This window comes from Solimonas flava DSM 18980 (genome assembly GCF_000426685.1).
GTDB lineage: Bacteria > Pseudomonadota > Gammaproteobacteria > Nevskiales > Nevskiaceae > Solimonas > Solimonas flava.
Genome location: NZ_AUFV01000001.1, coordinates 376076 through 391406, shown reverse-complemented (window position 1 = coordinate 391406; position 15331 = coordinate 376076). Strand labels below are relative to the sequence as shown.

13 protein-coding genes are annotated in these 15331 nt (G+C 70.3%); 6 read left to right on the top strand and 7 right to left on the bottom strand.

Features of this window, described 5'->3' with window-relative positions; all coding sequences use genetic code 11:
• Window positions 1–289: 289 nt before the first annotated feature.
• Window positions 290–3064: a Calx-beta domain-containing protein gene (locus K343_RS23110; RefSeq protein WP_161628846.1), complete on the top strand. Its 2775-nt coding sequence runs from the start codon at window positions 290–292 to the stop codon at window positions 3062–3064.
• A gap of 124 nt (window positions 3065–3188) precedes the next feature.
• Here the strand turns inward: K343_RS23110 and K343_RS25125 are convergent, their stop codons facing one another.
• Complete coding sequence (locus K343_RS25125) at window positions 3189–4718, bottom strand: WecB/TagA/CpsF family glycosyltransferase (RefSeq protein WP_161628845.1); 1530 nt, start codon at window positions 4716–4718, stop codon at window positions 3189–3191.
• A gap of 189 nt (window positions 4719–4907) precedes the next feature.
• On the opposite strand from K343_RS25125, the gene K343_RS0101725 reads away from it, so the two are divergent.
• The gene (locus K343_RS0101725; protein ID WP_028006598.1) at window positions 4908–6605 is read left to right on the top strand and encodes an FAD-dependent oxidoreductase; all 1698 of its coding nucleotides are present in this window, start codon (window positions 4908–4910) and stop codon (window positions 6603–6605) included.
• Window positions 6602–7585 (top strand): NAD-dependent epimerase/dehydratase family protein, encoded by a 984-nt coding sequence (locus K343_RS20450; protein WP_043111841.1) that lies wholly within the window; start codon window positions 6602–6604, stop codon window positions 7583–7585. The genes K343_RS0101725 and K343_RS20450 overlap by 4 nt, the downstream gene beginning before the upstream one ends.
• A 95-nt stretch (window positions 7586–7680) precedes the next feature.
• On the opposite strand, the gene K343_RS0101715 is transcribed toward K343_RS20450, so the two are convergent.
• The 4 genes from K343_RS0101715 to K343_RS23100 form a co-directional block, all read right to left on the bottom strand.
• Window positions 7681–8865: an outer membrane beta-barrel protein gene (locus K343_RS0101715; protein WP_154662416.1), complete on the bottom strand. Its 1185-nt coding sequence runs from the start codon at window positions 8863–8865 to the stop codon at window positions 7681–7683.
• Entirely contained in the window at window positions 8855–10345 is a 1491-nt protein-coding gene (locus tag K343_RS20445; protein ID WP_051277830.1) for an exopolysaccharide biosynthesis polyprenyl glycosylphosphotransferase, read from the bottom strand. The genes K343_RS0101715 and K343_RS20445 overlap by 11 nt, the downstream gene beginning before the upstream one ends.
• A 168-nt stretch (window positions 10346–10513) precedes the next feature.
• A complete protein-coding gene (locus K343_RS0101705; protein WP_028006596.1) occupies window positions 10514–10726 on the bottom strand; it encodes a hypothetical protein in 213 nt (70 codons plus the stop codon).
• An 83-nt stretch (window positions 10727–10809) separates the two neighbouring features.
• Entirely contained in the window at window positions 10810–11202 is a 393-nt protein-coding gene (locus K343_RS23100; RefSeq protein ID WP_051277829.1) for a DUF6763 family protein, read from the bottom strand.
• A 184-nt stretch (window positions 11203–11386) separates the two neighbouring features.
• Between K343_RS23100 and K343_RS0101695 the strand changes: the two genes are divergently transcribed.
• From K343_RS0101695 to K343_RS23095, 3 genes are all read left to right on the top strand, one after another.
• The gene (locus K343_RS0101695; protein ID WP_028006595.1) at window positions 11387–12157 is read left to right on the top strand and encodes an SDR family NAD(P)-dependent oxidoreductase; all 771 of its coding nucleotides are present in this window, start codon (window positions 11387–11389) and stop codon (window positions 12155–12157) included.
• Between the two features lie 91 nt (window positions 12158–12248).
• Window positions 12249–12563, top strand: coding sequence for a hypothetical protein (locus K343_RS0101690; RefSeq protein ID WP_028006594.1), 315 nt, complete (start codon window positions 12249–12251; stop codon window positions 12561–12563).
• Window positions 12564–12566: 3 nt separating this feature from the next.
• Window positions 12567–13181, top strand: coding sequence for a flavodoxin family protein (locus tag K343_RS23095; protein WP_051277828.1), 615 nt, complete (start codon window positions 12567–12569; stop codon window positions 13179–13181).
• A 13-nt stretch (window positions 13182–13194) separates the two neighbouring features.
• On the opposite strand, the gene K343_RS0101680 is transcribed toward K343_RS23095, so the two are convergent.
• Both K343_RS0101680 and K343_RS20430 read right to left on the bottom strand, forming a co-directional pair.
• A complete protein-coding gene (locus K343_RS0101680; RefSeq protein ID WP_028006593.1) occupies window positions 13195–14229 on the bottom strand; it encodes an NAD-dependent epimerase/dehydratase family protein in 1035 nt (344 codons plus the stop codon).
• Window positions 14230–14345: 116 nt separating this feature from the next.
• Window positions 14346–15245, bottom strand: coding sequence for a universal stress protein (locus K343_RS20430; RefSeq protein ID WP_051277827.1), 900 nt, complete (start codon window positions 15243–15245; stop codon window positions 14346–14348).
• Window positions 15246–15331 lie beyond the last annotated feature (86 nt).

Sequence of the window (15331 nt, the reverse complement as noted above, 5' to 3'; positions counted from 1 at the left end):
TTGCGCGCATGGTCGCGATGGCCGTCGATGTACACCGCGCGGCGCCGCTGCCGGGATGTTTTTGCGCTGTGTCGGCAAGCGGACACAGATGGCCGGCGGGCCGCATCCGGACGAGCGGCAGCGAAAAAAACCATCCACGCCGCTTGGGTAGAAATTATCTACCTCTCGGTGCGAAAGCCGGGCGTGCGCGGCGCGGATTGGCGACCGTTGGCTCGCAGTTGCACCTGGCCCCCGCGCCTCGACCGGCGGCCGTAACCGACTTGGAACACACATGAGGACCCCTATGAAGATGAGCCTGAAACTCCGGGCGCTGGGCGCGCTCCTTGCGACGCTGGTCGGCGCCGCCGCGGCGCCGGCCGCGAGCGCCGCCGGGTATTACGCGCAGCAGGGCAAGATCTACGACGCCAGCGGCCAGCAGGTGCCGATCCGCGGCATCAGCCACTACGGTTTCAATGCCAACATCCTGCAGCCGCAGTACCTGTGGTCGATGGGCTGGAAGGAGCAGATCGCGCAGATCAAGGCGCTCGGCTTCAACGCCGTGCGTCTGCCGTACGTGCCGGACACGCTGTACGTGACGACGCCGGTCGACCAGCTGAGCTATGTCGACCCGGGCAAGAATCCGGAACTGCTCGGCAAGACGCCGCTGGAGGTACTGGACCTGTGGATGGCGGAGGCCGACCGTCAGGGCCTCTACGTCATGCTCGATTTCCACAGCGTCTCGAACGACCGCCAATATCAGACCTGGTTCGTCGACAACAGCGCCGACTTCGGCCTGATCTACAACAGCCAGGCCTATACCGTCGACAACTGGATCCGCGATCTCAAGTTCGTCGCCGCGCGCTACGCGAACCTGCCGCACTTCTTCGCGATCGACATCTACAACGAGCCGAACGGCGTCGTGCGCTGGAGCACCGGCGACGCCAACATGACGCAGTCGAAGAACTACTGGAAGGACGCCGCCGAGAAGGGCGCCGCCGGCGTGCTCGCGGCCAACCCGAACCTGATGATCTTCGTGCAGGGCATCAACGGCAACTGGGACGGCATCGAGAACACCAACATCCCGATGAACTACGGCGAGGACTTCCAGCCGCAGGCCTACCAGCCGCTCAACATCCCGAATGACAAGCTGGTGCTGTCGCCGCACACCTACGGCCCGGACGTCTACGTCAAGTCGACGTTCAACGCCGCCAACTTCCCGGCCAACCTCGCCGCCGACTGGGAAACGCTGTTCGGCCAGTTCTATCCGTCGCATCCGGTCGTGCCCGGCGAGTGGGGCGGTCGCTACGGCGTCGGCGGCGACTCGCGCGACGTCGCCTGGCAGAACGCGTTCGTCGACTACATGCTGAGCAAGGGCATGCGTGACAGCTTCTACTGGTGCTACACGCCGAACAGCGGCGACACCGGCGGCATCCTCGACGACAGCCTCAACGTGCGCACCGACAAGATGGCGCTGCTGCAGAAGCTGTGGGGCACGAGCGGCAGCACGGCGTCGATCGCGCTGTCGGCGAGCGCCTACACCGTCAGCCAGAGCGCCGGTTCGGTGAGCCTGTCGGTCAGCCGCAGCGGCGGCACGGGCGCGGTGTCGGTCAGCTACGCGACGGCCGGCGGCACCGCGGTGTCCGGCACCGACTTCACGCCGAAGAGCGGCACGCTGAGCTGGGCCGCCGGCGACACGGCGGCTAAGACCATCGCCATTCCGGTCAGCAACGCGACGCCGTTCACCGGCAGCAAGACCTTCACCGTTTCGCTGTCCGGCGCCAGCAGCGGCGCCTCGCTCGCCACGCCGAACATCGCCACGGTGACGATCAACGGTTCGGGCGTCGTCGCCTCGGCCGGCAGCCTCGCGCTCGGGGCATCGAGCTACAGCGTCGCGCAGAGCGCCGGCTCGCTGACCGTCACGGTCGCGCGCAGTGGCGGTTCGAGCGGTGCGGTCAGCGTCAAGTACGCCACCGCCAACGGCACCGCCGTTGCCGGCAGCGACTACACGGCCGCCAGCGGCACGCTGAGCTGGGCTTCGGGCGAGACGGCGAGCAAGTCGTTCAGCGTCGCGATCAGCAACGCCACGCCGTACACCGGCAGCAAGAGCTTCAGCATCGCGCTGTCCGGCGCGTCCGGCGGCGCCACGCTCGGCGCGGCCAGCGCCAGCGTCACGATCAACGGCTCGGGCAGCAGCAGCAGCGGCAGCGGCAGCGGCACGACGAGCTACACGCAGCCGTACATCGCCAGCTTCACGCCGAGCTCGGGTCCGGGCGGCACGACGGTGACGATCAGCGGCAAGGGCTTCACCGGCCTGAGCAGCGTGAGCATCGCCGGCACCGCCGCGACCTTCAAGGTCAGCAGCGACACCTCGCTGACGCTGACCGTGCCGGGCAGCGCCGGCAGCGGCCAGATCGCGCTGATCAACCCGAAGTACGCCGCCTGGTCGGGCAGCCCGTTCAGCGTGACCTCGTCGTCGTCGACCACGACCGCGCCGGGCACGCTCGCGCTCGGTGCGTCGAGCTACAGCGTCGCGCAGAGCTCGGGCATCGCCACGCTCAGCGTCGCGCGCGCCAGCGGCTCCAGCGGCGCCGTCAGCGTGAAGTACGCGACCGTCGACGGCAGTGCCGTCGCCGGCACCGACTACACGGCGGTCAGCGGCACGCTGAGCTGGGCTTCGGGCGATACCGCGGCCAAGACCATCAGCATCCCGATCAGCACGCTGAAGGCCTTCACCGGCAGCAAGTCGTTCTCGCTGAAGCTGAGCACGACCTCCGGCGGCGCCACGCTCGGTTCGCCGTCGTGGGCCACGGTGACGATCAACGGCGGCTCGACCGCGTACACGCAGCCGTACATCCAGACCTTCTCGCCAAGCAGCGGCGCGGCCGGCACGGTGGTGACGATCACCGGCTCGGGCTTCACCGGCCTGTCGCGGGTCACGGTCGGCTCGTCGTCGGCGACTTTCCTGGTGGTCAGCGACACGCAGCTGCAGGTCACGATTCCGTCCGGTGCCAGCACCGCCCAGATCGCGCTGTTCAACCCGAAGTACGCGGCATGGACGCCGTCGGCTTTCACCGTCACCCCATGACGCGCTGAGCCAGGGATCCCGTCCGCGCCTGCGGGCGGGGCTTGGGGGGCAGGAAGGGCCGGACCGTCGTCCGGCCCTTTCTTTTTTCACGCTGTGACCGTGGCGGCGACGGGCTGGCATCAACTCACGCGTGCATGCGCAGCTGCACCTCGGTCTGCGTCAGCAGGCTGAACACGCGCGGCCCGCGCACCAGATAGCGGCGCGCCATGCGCCGCGGCGCCTGCATCAGGCGGTAAAGCCATTCGACGCCGGCGCGCTGCATCCAGGCCGGCGCGCGACGCTCGCCGCCGGTGAGGAAATCGATCGACGCGCCGACGCACAGCGCCATGCCGCGCGCCTTGCCGCGGCGCTGCAGCTCGCGCGCGATGATCTCCTGCTGCGGCGAACCGACCGCGAGCAGGCAGAAGCGGAACGGACTGTGCGCCTCGATGAACGACAGGCAGCGCTCGACCGCCCCCGGATCGCGGATGAAACCCATCGGCGGATTGTGATGGGCGAACCGGCGCAGGCCGTAGCGCTCGCGCAGCATCGCCGCCTGCGCGTCGCTACCGCCGATCAGCACCAGGCCGTCATCGGCCGCGATCACTTCGCCGAACAGGCGGCCTGTCAGATCGCTGCCGGCGCAGACCGGCAGGCGCACGCCGCGCGTGAAGTGCAGCAGGTGCGACAGGAAACGGCTGTCGAGCAGGACGTAGCCGGCGTCTTCGTACAGCGCGCGAAAGCGCACGTCGTCGTGCAGGCGGATCAGATGATCGACGTTGGGCGTCACCACATACGTATAGGCGTCCTGGCCGAAGCCGCGCGCGACCTCGATGAAGCGCGACAGATCGTAGTCGTCGAGATCGCAGGCGGTGTGCTCGGCGTCGGCCAGCATGCGCACCTTCAGCGACTCGGCGAGCAGGCCTTCACGCCGTGCCGGCGCCGGCGCCGGACTCAGCGCGACGGCGTCCGAGATGCCGCGCAGCAGCGGCAGCAGCTGCTGGATGCGCTGCTGCGCCGACTCGGGAACCGAGACCAGTGTCCAGTCGACCGGGCGCTGCTGCGCCAGCCGCGCGAGTTCGACGAGGCCGCCGCGCGCCGGCGTCTGCGCCGGCGACGCGCGCGTCATGCGATCGTCGAAGACGCCGAGCAGCTCGATGCGGTCGCCGGCCTGGCGGCGCAGCTGCTGTACCAGCCGGTCGGTCTCGGGACCGGCGCCGTAGATCGCCAGCGTCTGCCGGCCGCGCAGACGCCGCATCAGCAGCCGCAGCCCCGACAGGCCGGCGACCACCAGCGCCAGCCAGGCCAGCAGCCACACGCCCGGCACCAGCGGACCGGCGAGCGCGGCGGCGGCCGCGGCGATCGCGACGAACAGCAGCAGGCGCGCGCCGAAGCCGCGCAGCGGCGGCGGCGGACGATCGAGCGGCTGATAGAGCAGTATCGGCCCGAGCGCCACCAGCGGCAGCGCCCAGCGCTCCCAGTCCGGCCAGCCCGAGACCGCGGGCAGGTTCGCGCCCAGCGCGCTAGCGATCGCGGTCGCCAGCGGCGCGGCCGCCAGCAGCAGCAGCAAATCCCACAGCGGCAGCAGCTGGCGCAGGCGACGGCGCCAGGCCTGGGTCCGGACACGTGGCGGCGCTGCCGGCACCGACACTCCAGATAGATCGAATCCGCCCATCGGGCCTCCCATGGCGACCGCCATGCTCATTTCGGTGCGAGGCTATGCACGACCGCGCGGCGCGACTGTTCGCTAGCGAACGCAAGCGCGATGCAGCACACGTGTTCGACGTCGCACAGACGGGCGGGGTGCGGCGCCATAAAAAGACCGTGCGACATTCCCGTCGCGATGCCTGCGCGATTGCCACTCATGATCATCGATGCCCTGGAACTGCCGGCCGGCACCGAGCTGCAAGCCGACGTCTGCATCGTCGGCAGCGGCGCCGCCGGCATCGCGCTGGCGCTGCCGTTCGCGGACGGGCGGCACGAGGTGATCGTCATCGAGGCCGGCGGCGCCCGCCACGAGCCCGAAACCCAGGCGCTGTACGCCGGCGAGGTCGCCGACACGCGCCTGCATCCGCCGCTCGATCGCTATCGCGAGCGCCGCTACGGCGGTTCGACGACGACCTGGGGCGGCCGCTGCGTGCCGTTCGATCCGATCGACTTCGAGGTGCGCGACTACGTGCCGCACAGCGGCTGGCCGATCGGCCACGAGACGCTGCAGCCGTACTACGCGCGCGCCACGCAGCTGTGCGAGGCGGGCGAGTGCGCGTTCGACGCGGCGTCGGCGTTTCCGCGCGGCCTGCCGCCGCTGCTCGCCGGCTTCGACAGCGCATCGTTCTCGACCGATACCCTGGAACGCTTCAGCTGTCCGACCGACTTCGGTCGCCGCTATCGCCAGCGGCTCGACGCCGCCGCGAACCTGCGCGTGCTGCTGCACGCCAACGTCACCGGCGTGGAACTCGGAGACGACGGCCGCGCCGTCAGCGCGGTGCGCGCCGCGAGCCTCGGCGGCAAGACGCTGCGCGTGCGCGCGCGCTGCGTGATCCTCGCCGCCGGCGGTCTGGAGAACGCCCGTCTGCTGCTGGCCAGCGACGAGGTGCAGCGGACCGGCATCGGCAACGCGCACGATCTCGTCGGCCGCTACTACATGTGCCATCTCGCCGGCACCACCGGCACGCTGGCGCTCGAGCCGGGCGTCGCCGTGCGCTACGGCTATGACGTCAGCGACGACGGCATCTACTGCCGGCGCCGCTTCGCGCTGCGCGCCGATGCGCAGCGCCGGCTCGGCGTCGGCAACTTCATCGCGCGCCTGCATCATCCGCGGATCACCGACCCGGCACATGGTTCCGGCGCGCTGTCGCTGCTCTACCTCGCCAAGCCGTTCATTCCCTACGAGTACGCCAAGCGCCTGCACGGCGACGATGCGCACGGCATCGGCCGCTGGCTCGCGCACCTGGGCAATCTGGTGCGCGATCCGCTGCAGGCCTTCGCCTTCGCCTGGCAGATGCTGACGCAGCGCAAGCTCGCCGAGCGCAAGTTCCCGTCGATCATCATCGAGCCGCGACGACCGCGCTTCAGTCTCGATTTCCACGCCGAACAGCTGCCGAATCCGGACAGCCGCGTGACGCTCGGCAGCGAGCGCGACGCGCTCGGCATGCGGCGCCTGCACCTGGACTGGCGCTATCGCCGCGAGGACGTCGAAACCGTCGCGCGGGCGCTGGCAACCTTCGCCGCCGACGTGCGCGCCAGCGGCATCGGTCGCTACGACTACGACCCGGACGCGATCGAGGCCGAGATGCTGCGCTACGGCGCCTACGGCGGCCACCATATCGGCACGGCGCGCATGGGACGCTCGCCGCGCGAGGGAGTGGTCGACACCAACCTGCAGGTCCACGGCGTCGACAACCTGTTCGTCGCCGGCGCGGCGGTGTTCCCGACCTCCAGCCAGGCCAATCCGACGCTGACCATCGTCGCGCTGAGCCTGCGCCTGGCCGGGCACCTGCAGGCGCGGCTGGCCGCCGGCGCGCCACACGCGGCGGCGCCGCCGCGCGAGCTGGCGGCATGAGCGCGCGGGTCCTGGTGCTCGGCGGCAGCGGCTACATCGGCGGCCAGGTCGCGCGCACGCTCGCCGCCGCCGGCGGCTGGCAGGTGATCGTCGCCTCGCGCCGTCCGCGCGCAGCGGCGGGCGTCCGCACGCTGGCGCTCGACGCGCGCAATGCCGACGCGCTGGCCGGGGTGGTCGGCGGCGTCGACGCCGTCGTCAACTGCGTGACCGGCGGGCCCGCCGACATCCGCGCCAACGCCGACGCGCTGGCCACGGCGCTGCGGCGCCAGGCGCGCGCGCCGCGGCTCGTGCATCTGAGTTCGATGGCCGTCTACGGCGCAAGCACCGGCCGGATCGACGAATGGAGCGTCACCGCACCGCAGAGCGGCTACGGCCGCGCCAAGTGCGACGCCGAGGACATCCTGCGGCATTGTCCGAACACGGTGCTGCTGAGACCCGGCTGCGTGTACGGCCCCGGCAGCGTGCAGTGGAGCGTGCGCATCGCGCAGTTGCTGCGCGAGCGCCGGCTCGGCGATCTCGGTGCCGACGGCGATGGCTACGGCAACCTCGTGCACGTCGACGACGTCGTCGCGGCGATACGCCAGTCGCTCTACCGCGACAGCGCCGCCGGCAAGACCTTCAACCTCTCGCTCGCGGACGCCGACCTGCCGACCTGGAACGAGTACTTCGTCGAATTCGCGCGCCGCCTCGGCGCCGTGCCGGTCGCGCGCATCCCGGCGCGGCGCCTGTCGCTCGAAACGCAGCTGCTGGCGCCGCTGCTCAAACTCGCCGAGCTGGGACTGCGCCGGCTCGGCCTCGACACCGGCGGCCTGCCGCCGGCGATCACGCCGTCGATGCGGGCGCTCTGGCAGCAGCGCATCCGTCTCGACAGCCGCCGCGCCGCCGCCGAGCTCGGCCTGCGCTGGAAGCCGCTCGGCGAAGGCCTGGCCGAAACCGCTGCGGCGCTGCGCGTCGTGCCGCTGGCGCGGCAGCCGGCGTAGCGAGACGCGACGGCGGCCGCGAAAAAATAAAGCGGCGAGGCCCCGCCAGGGTCCTCGCCGCTCGGCGGCTCCCGCTCGATGCCGTGCCGCCTACCTCAGCGCGCGACCTCGGCGCCGCCGAACTGCACGCGCAGGCCGAGACCGGCGACCACGCCGTGATAGCGCTCGGACGCGATGTTGGAACTGCGGTTGCGGTAGTCGACGAACGGTTGCACGTCGAGCCAGCGCCGCGGCGCCAGGTTGACGTGGAAAAAGGCCTGGGTAATGCGATCCTCGCGGCGCGGCTCGATCTGGAAGTCGCTGCGATGCCACTGCACGCCGGTCGAGACCGTGACGAGCGAGCGCTGCCAGTTGAGGGCGGCGCGCACCCCGGTGTCGATCACCGATTGCGCGCCGACCAGGTAGCTCTCGACGTTGCGGAAGGCGTTGAGCTCGACCGAGGTGACGCCGCTGAGGTTGCGCTGCACGCCGATCGAGCCGGTCACCGTCGAGACGTCGGCGCGCGCGCTGTTGCGCTCGTTGCGGCGCGTGTAGCCGAGCCGGCCGTTCATGCGCGTCAGGCCGCTGATCTCATAGCGCGCGTCGAGCTGCGCGGTGTACTGGTCGAAGCGCGTCTGATCCGGCGTGCCGTCGAAGCGGCCTTTCAGGTATTCGGTCGCCAGGCCGAAGCTGGCCGGGCCGCCGTCGACGTAGCGCAGGCCGGCGGTGGCGCCGTTCTCGGCGAGCGTGAAGTCGGGCAGGCCCGGCAGCGGCGAGAGCAGGCGGCGCACGCGCGCGCCGAGCTCGACGCGCCAGTCGTCGCCCGGCGCGAAGCCGAGTTCGCCGCCGCCGAGACGCTCGCGCTCCAGGGTCAGCGCCGTCGTGTCGCGATCGGCGAACGAGGCCATGCGCCGTTCCTGGCTGGCGTAGAGCCGGCTGCTGACGTCCTCGCCGTAGCGGCCCTTGTAGGCCAGCGCGACGAGATGCTCGTTGTGGTCGAGCTGCGAGAAGTGGTCGTAGATCAGGCGCCGCCCTTCGGCGGTCAGCCCGAGCGACTGGCGGCTGAAGCCGTAGTCCGCCTGCAGGCCGGCGAGGCCGCGCATGACGCGGTCCGAGAGCTGATCGTCGCCATTGCGCGCCAGTGCCTCGTCACGTCCCGAGAAGCTGTAGACGTTGGAGTCGTAGTAGGCGCGCGCCTCGGCATACGGCCGCAGTTCGAGTTCTGCGGCCGCGGCCAGCGGCAGCAGGCTGCCCAGTGCGAGCAGGGCGCCGCCGGCGCGCGGTAAATCGCTAGTACGCATTTTCGCCACGGATCACCGTCCATGCCGTCATGACCAGAATCTTCAGGTCCAGCCAGATGGACCAATGCTCCACGTATTCGAGGTCGGATTCAATGCGCAGGCGCAATTGCTCCGCCGTGTGCGTCGCGCCGCGGTAGCCGCGCACCTGCGCCAGGCCGGTCAGGCCGGGCTTGACGCGATGGCGATGTGCATAGGTCTCGATGATCTCCTCGCACAGCCGCTGCTCGGTTTTCATGTTGACCGCGTGCGGACGCGGGCCGACCAGCGACATCTCGCCGCGCATAACGTTGAACAGCTGCGGCAGCTCGTCGAGGCTGCTGCGACGCAGGAAGCGGCCGACGCGGGTGATGCGCGGATCGCCGCGCTCGGTCTGCTGCAGATTCTGGCCGCTCGCCCTCGGGCTCCAGCGCATCGAGCGGAACTTGAAGACGTCGAACTCGCCGTTGTTCCAGGCATGGCGGCGCTGCCGGAACAGCACCGGGCCGGGGCTGTCGAGGCGGATCGCCAGCGCGATCAGCGCCATCAGCGGCAGCAGCGCCAGCGTGATCAGGCCGCCGAGCAGGTAGTCCTCCAGCATCTTGGCGACCGCGCCGCCGCGGCGGATCGGCCGCTCGGCAAGCAGCGTGACCGGAATCTGGTTGCCGAGGTATTCGACCGGCATGCGCGGCATTTCGAGTTCGATGCCGCAGGGGCACATGGCCACGGACACGGCCAGCGACTTGAGGCGCTTGAGCAGATCGACGATGCGCCCCTCGGCGTGGTCCGGCAGCGCGATCAGCACCAGATCGATCGGACGGTGGCGGCCGAGTTCGATCAGGCTGGCGACCGAGCCGCTGCGGACGACCGCGCCGTTGCCGCCGCGCGTCGAGCGGTCGTCGAACACGCCGATCAGCTCGACGTCGCGGCCGTCGCGACGCTGCAGGTGCCGCACCAGGCGGTCGGTCGCCGGGCCGGCGCCGACCACGGCCACGGCCTCACGCGCCGGCGCCCGCAGCACCAGGCTGCGCAAGACCAGCAGCAGCGCGAAGCCGGCCAGCAGCCAGAGGCCGAGCCATTGCACGGGCGCGCCGTCGGCATCGCCGTTGAGCACGAGCGCGAGCGTGGCGATCGCGCCGAACAGCACATAGGGACCGGCCAGCTCGCGCAGGGCCCGGGCCCGACCGCGCACGCTGCCCGGCCTGCGGATGTGCAGCACGAACGGCGCGAACAGCGACATCGAACTGGCGAGCAGGCCGTAGCGCCCGGCGATGTCGGCGTCGAAACCGCCGGGATTGAACTCGCGCACGAGCAGCGCGGCGATCCAGGCGGTGATGCCGAGCACCGCGATCTCCAGCAGCGGCAGCATCGCCGCGAGGGCACTGCGCCAGGCGCGGCCCGCGGCAGAAAACGCGCGCAGGTCGACCCGGCAGTCGAGCGGGGGCGAAACGTTGAACGAAGGCTTCGGACCGGTCATGGCATCGTCGATGAGGACGACGGACATCCGAATGGATGGCCGGACGCACAAGGCGTCGACGGCGATGTTCCAGGGCCCGAAGCCACATGTCCGTACGACATCGAACATATGCCGGCCGCCGCCGCCGGCACCGTGGCCGACCGTGTTCTGCCTCACGGACGGCGGCACGACGGGCGCCGCCATCCGGTGCCTCGCTCAGGCCGGTTGCGCCGCGGCTGCGCCATCGCCGGCGGCCGCGCCGACCCGCCGCGCGCGCTTCCATTCGATGAGCGGTTCGCGGTGCTGCAGCGTGCGCATGCCGGCGTTGCCGCCGAGCTGGATCGTGATCGTCGCCGCCGGGCTTTCGCCGCCGGCACGAGTGGGGTTCCGGGGCGTCGTGCGGCAGGCGTTGAGGTGCAGGGTGCTCATTCAGGATCGGCTTCGGCAGGAATCGGGCGAAGTGCCCGTGCGCAGACGGTAAAAGCGGCGCGGCGCGGCGACCTTGATCGCCGTCAAGCGCGTGGGTGTCGCGCAACGGTGCCGCGCCGCACCGCGGCCGGGCGCAGCGGACCTTCGTCCGGCCATTCGGGAGGTGGCAGCGAGGGCGCGCAGGCGCGCTCCGCCGATTCGAGCGCGTCGAGCCAGTGCGCATGATCCCAGTCGGGGGCGTCGTCCTGCGCGTCGCCGCGTTCGAGCTCGAACGCGCCGCGGCAGTCGCGCGGCCCCGCACACAGCTCGGCGTCCAGCGCCGGCCAGTGCGACAGCGGCCACTCGTCGAGCGTGCCGTCGAAGCAGAGGATCTCGACGGCCCGCGCGTGCTGATCGATGGCGACGACCTGAAAGCTCTGCGCCTGCGTCGGCGAGCGATACCAGCTCCCGACCCGGGGCGCGGCGGCATTGGACATGCGTCTGGCTCCTCTCGTTGCCGGGCGGTGGCGATTGGCGGTGGTCCGTCCCGCTCGCAAGAGATGTGCGTCCCGGTGAGCGGGTAGCGTGCACCGGTGCGGCGTCGCGACATTGACGCAGATCAAGGTCGGCAGGCGGGCGACGACTACGGTGGAAACGGCATCCGTTATCGAGGAGACCGCCATGAACCGTCTGCACGGAAAAGTCGCCGTCGTCACCGGCGCCGCGCTGGGACTCGGCCACGCGATCGCCGAGCGCATGGCCGGCGAGGGCGCGGCCGTCGCCGTGCTCGATGTCCGCGACGAGGCCGGCACGGCGCTCGCCGCCGCGCTGTCGGCGCGCGGCCTGCGCGCGCGCTACTGGCATTGCGACGTCAGCCGCGAAAGCGAAGTCTCGGCGGTGCTCGCCGACGTCGCCGCCGCGTACGGGCGGCTGGACGTGCTCGTCAACAATGCCGGCATCTCCGGCGTCAACAAGCCGACCGACCAGATCAGCGAGGCGGAGTGGGACCACGTGCAGGCGATCAACGTCAAGGGCGTGTTCTTCTGCACCAAACATGCGATCCCGCACCTGCGGCGCAGCGGCGGCGGCAGCATCATCAATCTGTCGTCGATCTACGGTCTGGTCGGCGCGCCGGACGTGCCGCCGTACCACGCTTCGAAAGGCGCGGTGCGCCTGATGAGCAAGACCGACGCGATGCAGTACGCGTCCGAGCGCATCCGCGTCAACAGCATCCATCCGGGCTTCATCTGGACGCCGATGGTCGAGGCGCATCTCGGCAGCGCCGGCGGCGATCTGGCGGCGGCGCGCCAGGCCGCCGACGCCCTGCATCCGCTCGGCCACATCGGCGAGCCGGACGACGTTGCCTGGGGGGCGGTCTACCTCGCGTCCGACGAATCCAAGTTCGTCACCGGCGCCGAGCTGGTCATCGACGGCGGCTACACCGCGCACTGAAAGCGGCGGGCTTGATCTGCGTCAATGCCCGCGGCGCGGCGCAGGACCATCGTCGAAAAGGCCGCCATGGCCTGACAGGAGGGGATGCGCCATGCAGAACGCCCGCAAGACGACGAAGAAGACCGACGCCCAGGAACTCCGTGCCGCCTGGCAGCGCACGCGCACGAGCTGGCGCCACACGGAAAAATCGCTGCGGGAGCTGGTCGAGGCCAATCGCGCGCTCGCCAACTGCCTCGGCAAGACCGGGGCCGCCAGGGCCAAGTCCACGTTCGAGCAGTTCGACAGTCTGATTCGCCAGATCGACGGCGGCCGGCGCCAGGCGCATCGCCAGATCGACCGGCTGGTCGCCGCGGCCGGCCTGAAGAAGCCGGCGCCGCGCAAGCGGGCGGCGGCAACGGAAGCCTGAGCGATGAAAGACGCCTTGGTGGTGTATTACTCGCGCAGCGGCAGCACGCGCCGGCTCGCGCAGCGGCTTGCCGAGCGGCTCGATGCCGATCTCGAAGAGATCCGCGAAGCGCATGGCCGTTCCGGCGCGTTCGGCTTCCTGCGCAGTCTCTACGACGTGATGCGCGCGCGCGAACCGCGGATCGCCGCACCGCGTCACGATCCGCGCGAGTACAAGATGGTGCTGGTCGGCTCGCCGGTCTGGGCCAGCCACGTGTCGAGTCCGGTCCGCAGCTATCTCACGCAGTACGCCGGTTCGCTGCGGCGGCTCGGGTTCTTCTGCACGCTGCGCGGCTCGGGTGCGACCGAGACGCTCGCCGAGATGGCAGCGCTGCGCGAGCCGCAGGCCGAGACGATCGAGCACGGCCGCTTTCCGGGCCTCGCGCTGACCGAAGCCCAGCTCGGCAAGGGGGCAGGTTCCGAGGCCCTGGACGCTTACGTCGAGACGGTGCGCCAGCGCATGCGCGCCGCCGGCACGCCGAAGCGCCGCGGCAAATCATCCGCAGCGACTTCTCGCAGCCGGGCATCGAGCCGGCCGTCGCGCACGCGTACGGAACGCGACGGCGCGCCGGCGGGTTAGCGCACGCCTCGGTTCAGCGCGTGCGCGACCAAGCCTCGTAGTGGTCCTTCAGCGTCTCGTCGATCGGACGGTAGCGCAGGCCGAGTTCGTCGACGCTGCGGTGATTGTCGACCGCAAAGCGGATGCCCAGATGCTTGCGGATGTAGTCCTGCGACAGGCCGAACAGCGGCCCGATCAGGCGCACGATCGCGTTCGGCACGCCGTGCCGCGGCAGCAGGTACGGCCGACGATGCCAGCGCCGCAGGATGCGTGACATCTGCAGGAACGAAATCATCTCGCGCTCGGCGATGATGTAGCGCCCGTGCGCCTGCGGGTCGCGGGCGGCGAGCAGGTGCGCCAGCGCGACGTCGCGGACGTCGGCGTAGGTGAAGCTGAAATCGGGCGCGCCGTAGAAGAAGTAGCCTTTCAGCAGCTCGTCGAGCAGGAACAGACTGCCGGAATCCGACGAGCCGGTGAGCGCCGGACCGAGGATCAGGCCCGGGTTGATCGCCACCATCGACCAGCGATCCTGCCCGCCGCAGATGCGCCAGGCTTCCTGTTCGGCCATCACTTTCGAATAGTGGTACGGGTTGTTCTCGACCGTGCTCGTGGTATTGAAGTACTGCTCGCTGAGCACGCCGCCTTCCATTTGCCGCACGTCGACGTAGTCGCCGAAGATCGCGCCGACCGTCGAGGTCAGCACGACGCGGCGCACGGACGGGGTCCGATCGACGGCGCCCAGTACGTTGCGTGTGCCGCGCAGCGCGGGCTCGACCACTTCCTTCTGCCCGTCGCGGATCTGCTCCGGCATCAGGAACGGCGAGGCGACGTGAAAGACCCAGTCGCATGCCGCCATCGCCTCGTCGAACGCTCCTTCGGCGAGCAGATCGGCTTCGAACAAGCTCAGGCGCCCGGCGTGGCGGCGCTGCAGATCGAGCAGGTGACCGATCTTGGCGGGGTTCGAAAGGCTGCGGACCGTGGTCCTGACCGTGTAGCCCTCTTCCAGCAGCAGCGCCACGAGATGGCCCCCGACAAAGCCGCTGCCGCCCGTCACCAGTGCACTTTCCACTGCCGCTCTCCGATCCGGAATGCGGCCCAGTATGGAAGCGCCCGCCGCCCCGCACTTGGCATTTGGCGCCAGGGCGGCGGCGGGAGACGCCGGCCCGATGGTGGGGGGCGCCGGGTTCAGGCGGCCGTCTTGCGGTTCGCTGCCTCGCTGCCATCGCGCACGATCAGCACGTCGTTGTAGACGTCCGCCGTGATCGCCACCGCATTGCTGCCGATCAGGCGATCGAGCACGCCGCTGTCGCCGCGCGCGCCGACGACGACCAGATCGTGCGGACGCTCGCGCAGATAGCCGTTGAGCACATCGGCCGGATGGCCGTATTCGGTCATTGCCTTGACGCCGCTGCGGATCTCGCCGGGCAGCTGCACCTCGGCGATGAAGCGATCGAGCGCCTGCGCGGCCATGGCGTGCGCCGCCGCGCTGTTGGCCTCGCGCTGTCCGAAGCTTTCGAACGGCACGCGGTAGGTATGCAGCACCGCGAAGTCGGTATACGGGAACAGCCCGACCGCGCATTCCATCGCATGCCGCGCACAGTCCGAGAAGTCGGTGGCGACCACCGATCCGGTGTAGATGCCGTGTGCGCGCTGCTTGACGGTCAGCACCGGCCGGTCAGCGTACTGCATCAGCTTCTCGACCGTGCCGCCGAGCCGGTGACGCCCGAGCAGCGAGTCGCGGCTGACGCCGACCACGATCAGCTGGCAGTCGAACTCGGCCGCGCGGCGCAGCGCCGCCTTGTACGGCTCGCCGACGTCAACCAGGATTTGCAGATCCACATGCCGCTCGTTGAGATCGAGACGGACCTGACGCTCGACCAGCTCGGCCAGCGTCGCGCCGCGCTGCCACGACGGCGCCACGTAGGAATCCGCGTGCGGCGCGACATAGAGCACGAACAGCGTCGCGTCCCACTGTTGCGCGAGCTGCACGGCGCGATCGAACGCGCGATCACTGCGGCAGCCGAGATCGGTCGCCAGCAGAATACGCCGGGCGCTTTCCGGGGAAGACTTATTGGGGGTCGCCATGGCATTTCTCCTCGCGGCTTGATGCGAGGCAGTTTCGGTTTGCGCAGCCCGGCGTTCATTGACCCGCATCAATCGGCACGGGCACG

Excerpts from the sequence above, each read along its gene's own strand:
- K343_RS23110 (WP_161628846.1), top strand. The coding sequence starts at position 290 with ATGAGCCTGAAACTCCGGGCGCTGGGCGCGCTCCTTGCGACGCTGGTC.
- K343_RS25125 (WP_161628845.1), bottom strand. The coding sequence starts at position 4,718 with ATGGGCGGATTCGATCTATCTGGAGTGTCGGTGCCGGCAGCGCCGCCA.
- K343_RS0101725 (WP_028006598.1), top strand. The coding sequence starts at position 4,908 with ATGATCATCGATGCCCTGGAACTGCCGGCCGGCACCGAGCTGCAAGCC.
- K343_RS20450 (WP_043111841.1), top strand. The coding sequence starts at position 6,602 with ATGAGCGCGCGGGTCCTGGTGCTCGGCGGCAGCGGCTACATCGGCGGC.
- K343_RS0101715 (WP_154662416.1), bottom strand. The coding sequence starts at position 8,865 with ATGCGTACTAGCGATTTACCGCGCGCCGGCGGCGCCCTGCTCGCACTG.
- K343_RS20445 (WP_051277830.1), bottom strand. The coding sequence starts at position 10,345 with ATGTCCGTCGTCCTCATCGACGATGCCATGACCGGTCCGAAGCCTTCG.
- K343_RS0101705 (WP_028006596.1), bottom strand. The coding sequence starts at position 10,726 with ATGAGCACCCTGCACCTCAACGCCTGCCGCACGACGCCCCGGAACCCC.
- K343_RS23100 (WP_051277829.1), bottom strand. The coding sequence starts at position 11,202 with ATGTCCAATGCCGCCGCGCCCCGGGTCGGGAGCTGGTATCGCTCGCCG.
- K343_RS0101695 (WP_028006595.1), top strand. The coding sequence starts at position 11,387 with ATGAACCGTCTGCACGGAAAAGTCGCCGTCGTCACCGGCGCCGCGCTG.
- K343_RS0101690 (WP_028006594.1), top strand. The coding sequence starts at position 12,249 with ATGCAGAACGCCCGCAAGACGACGAAGAAGACCGACGCCCAGGAACTC.
- K343_RS23095 (WP_051277828.1), top strand. The coding sequence starts at position 12,567 with ATGAAAGACGCCTTGGTGGTGTATTACTCGCGCAGCGGCAGCACGCGC.
- K343_RS20430 (WP_051277827.1), bottom strand. The coding sequence starts at position 15,245 with ATGGCGACCCCCAATAAGTCTTCCCCGGAAAGCGCCCGGCGTATTCTG.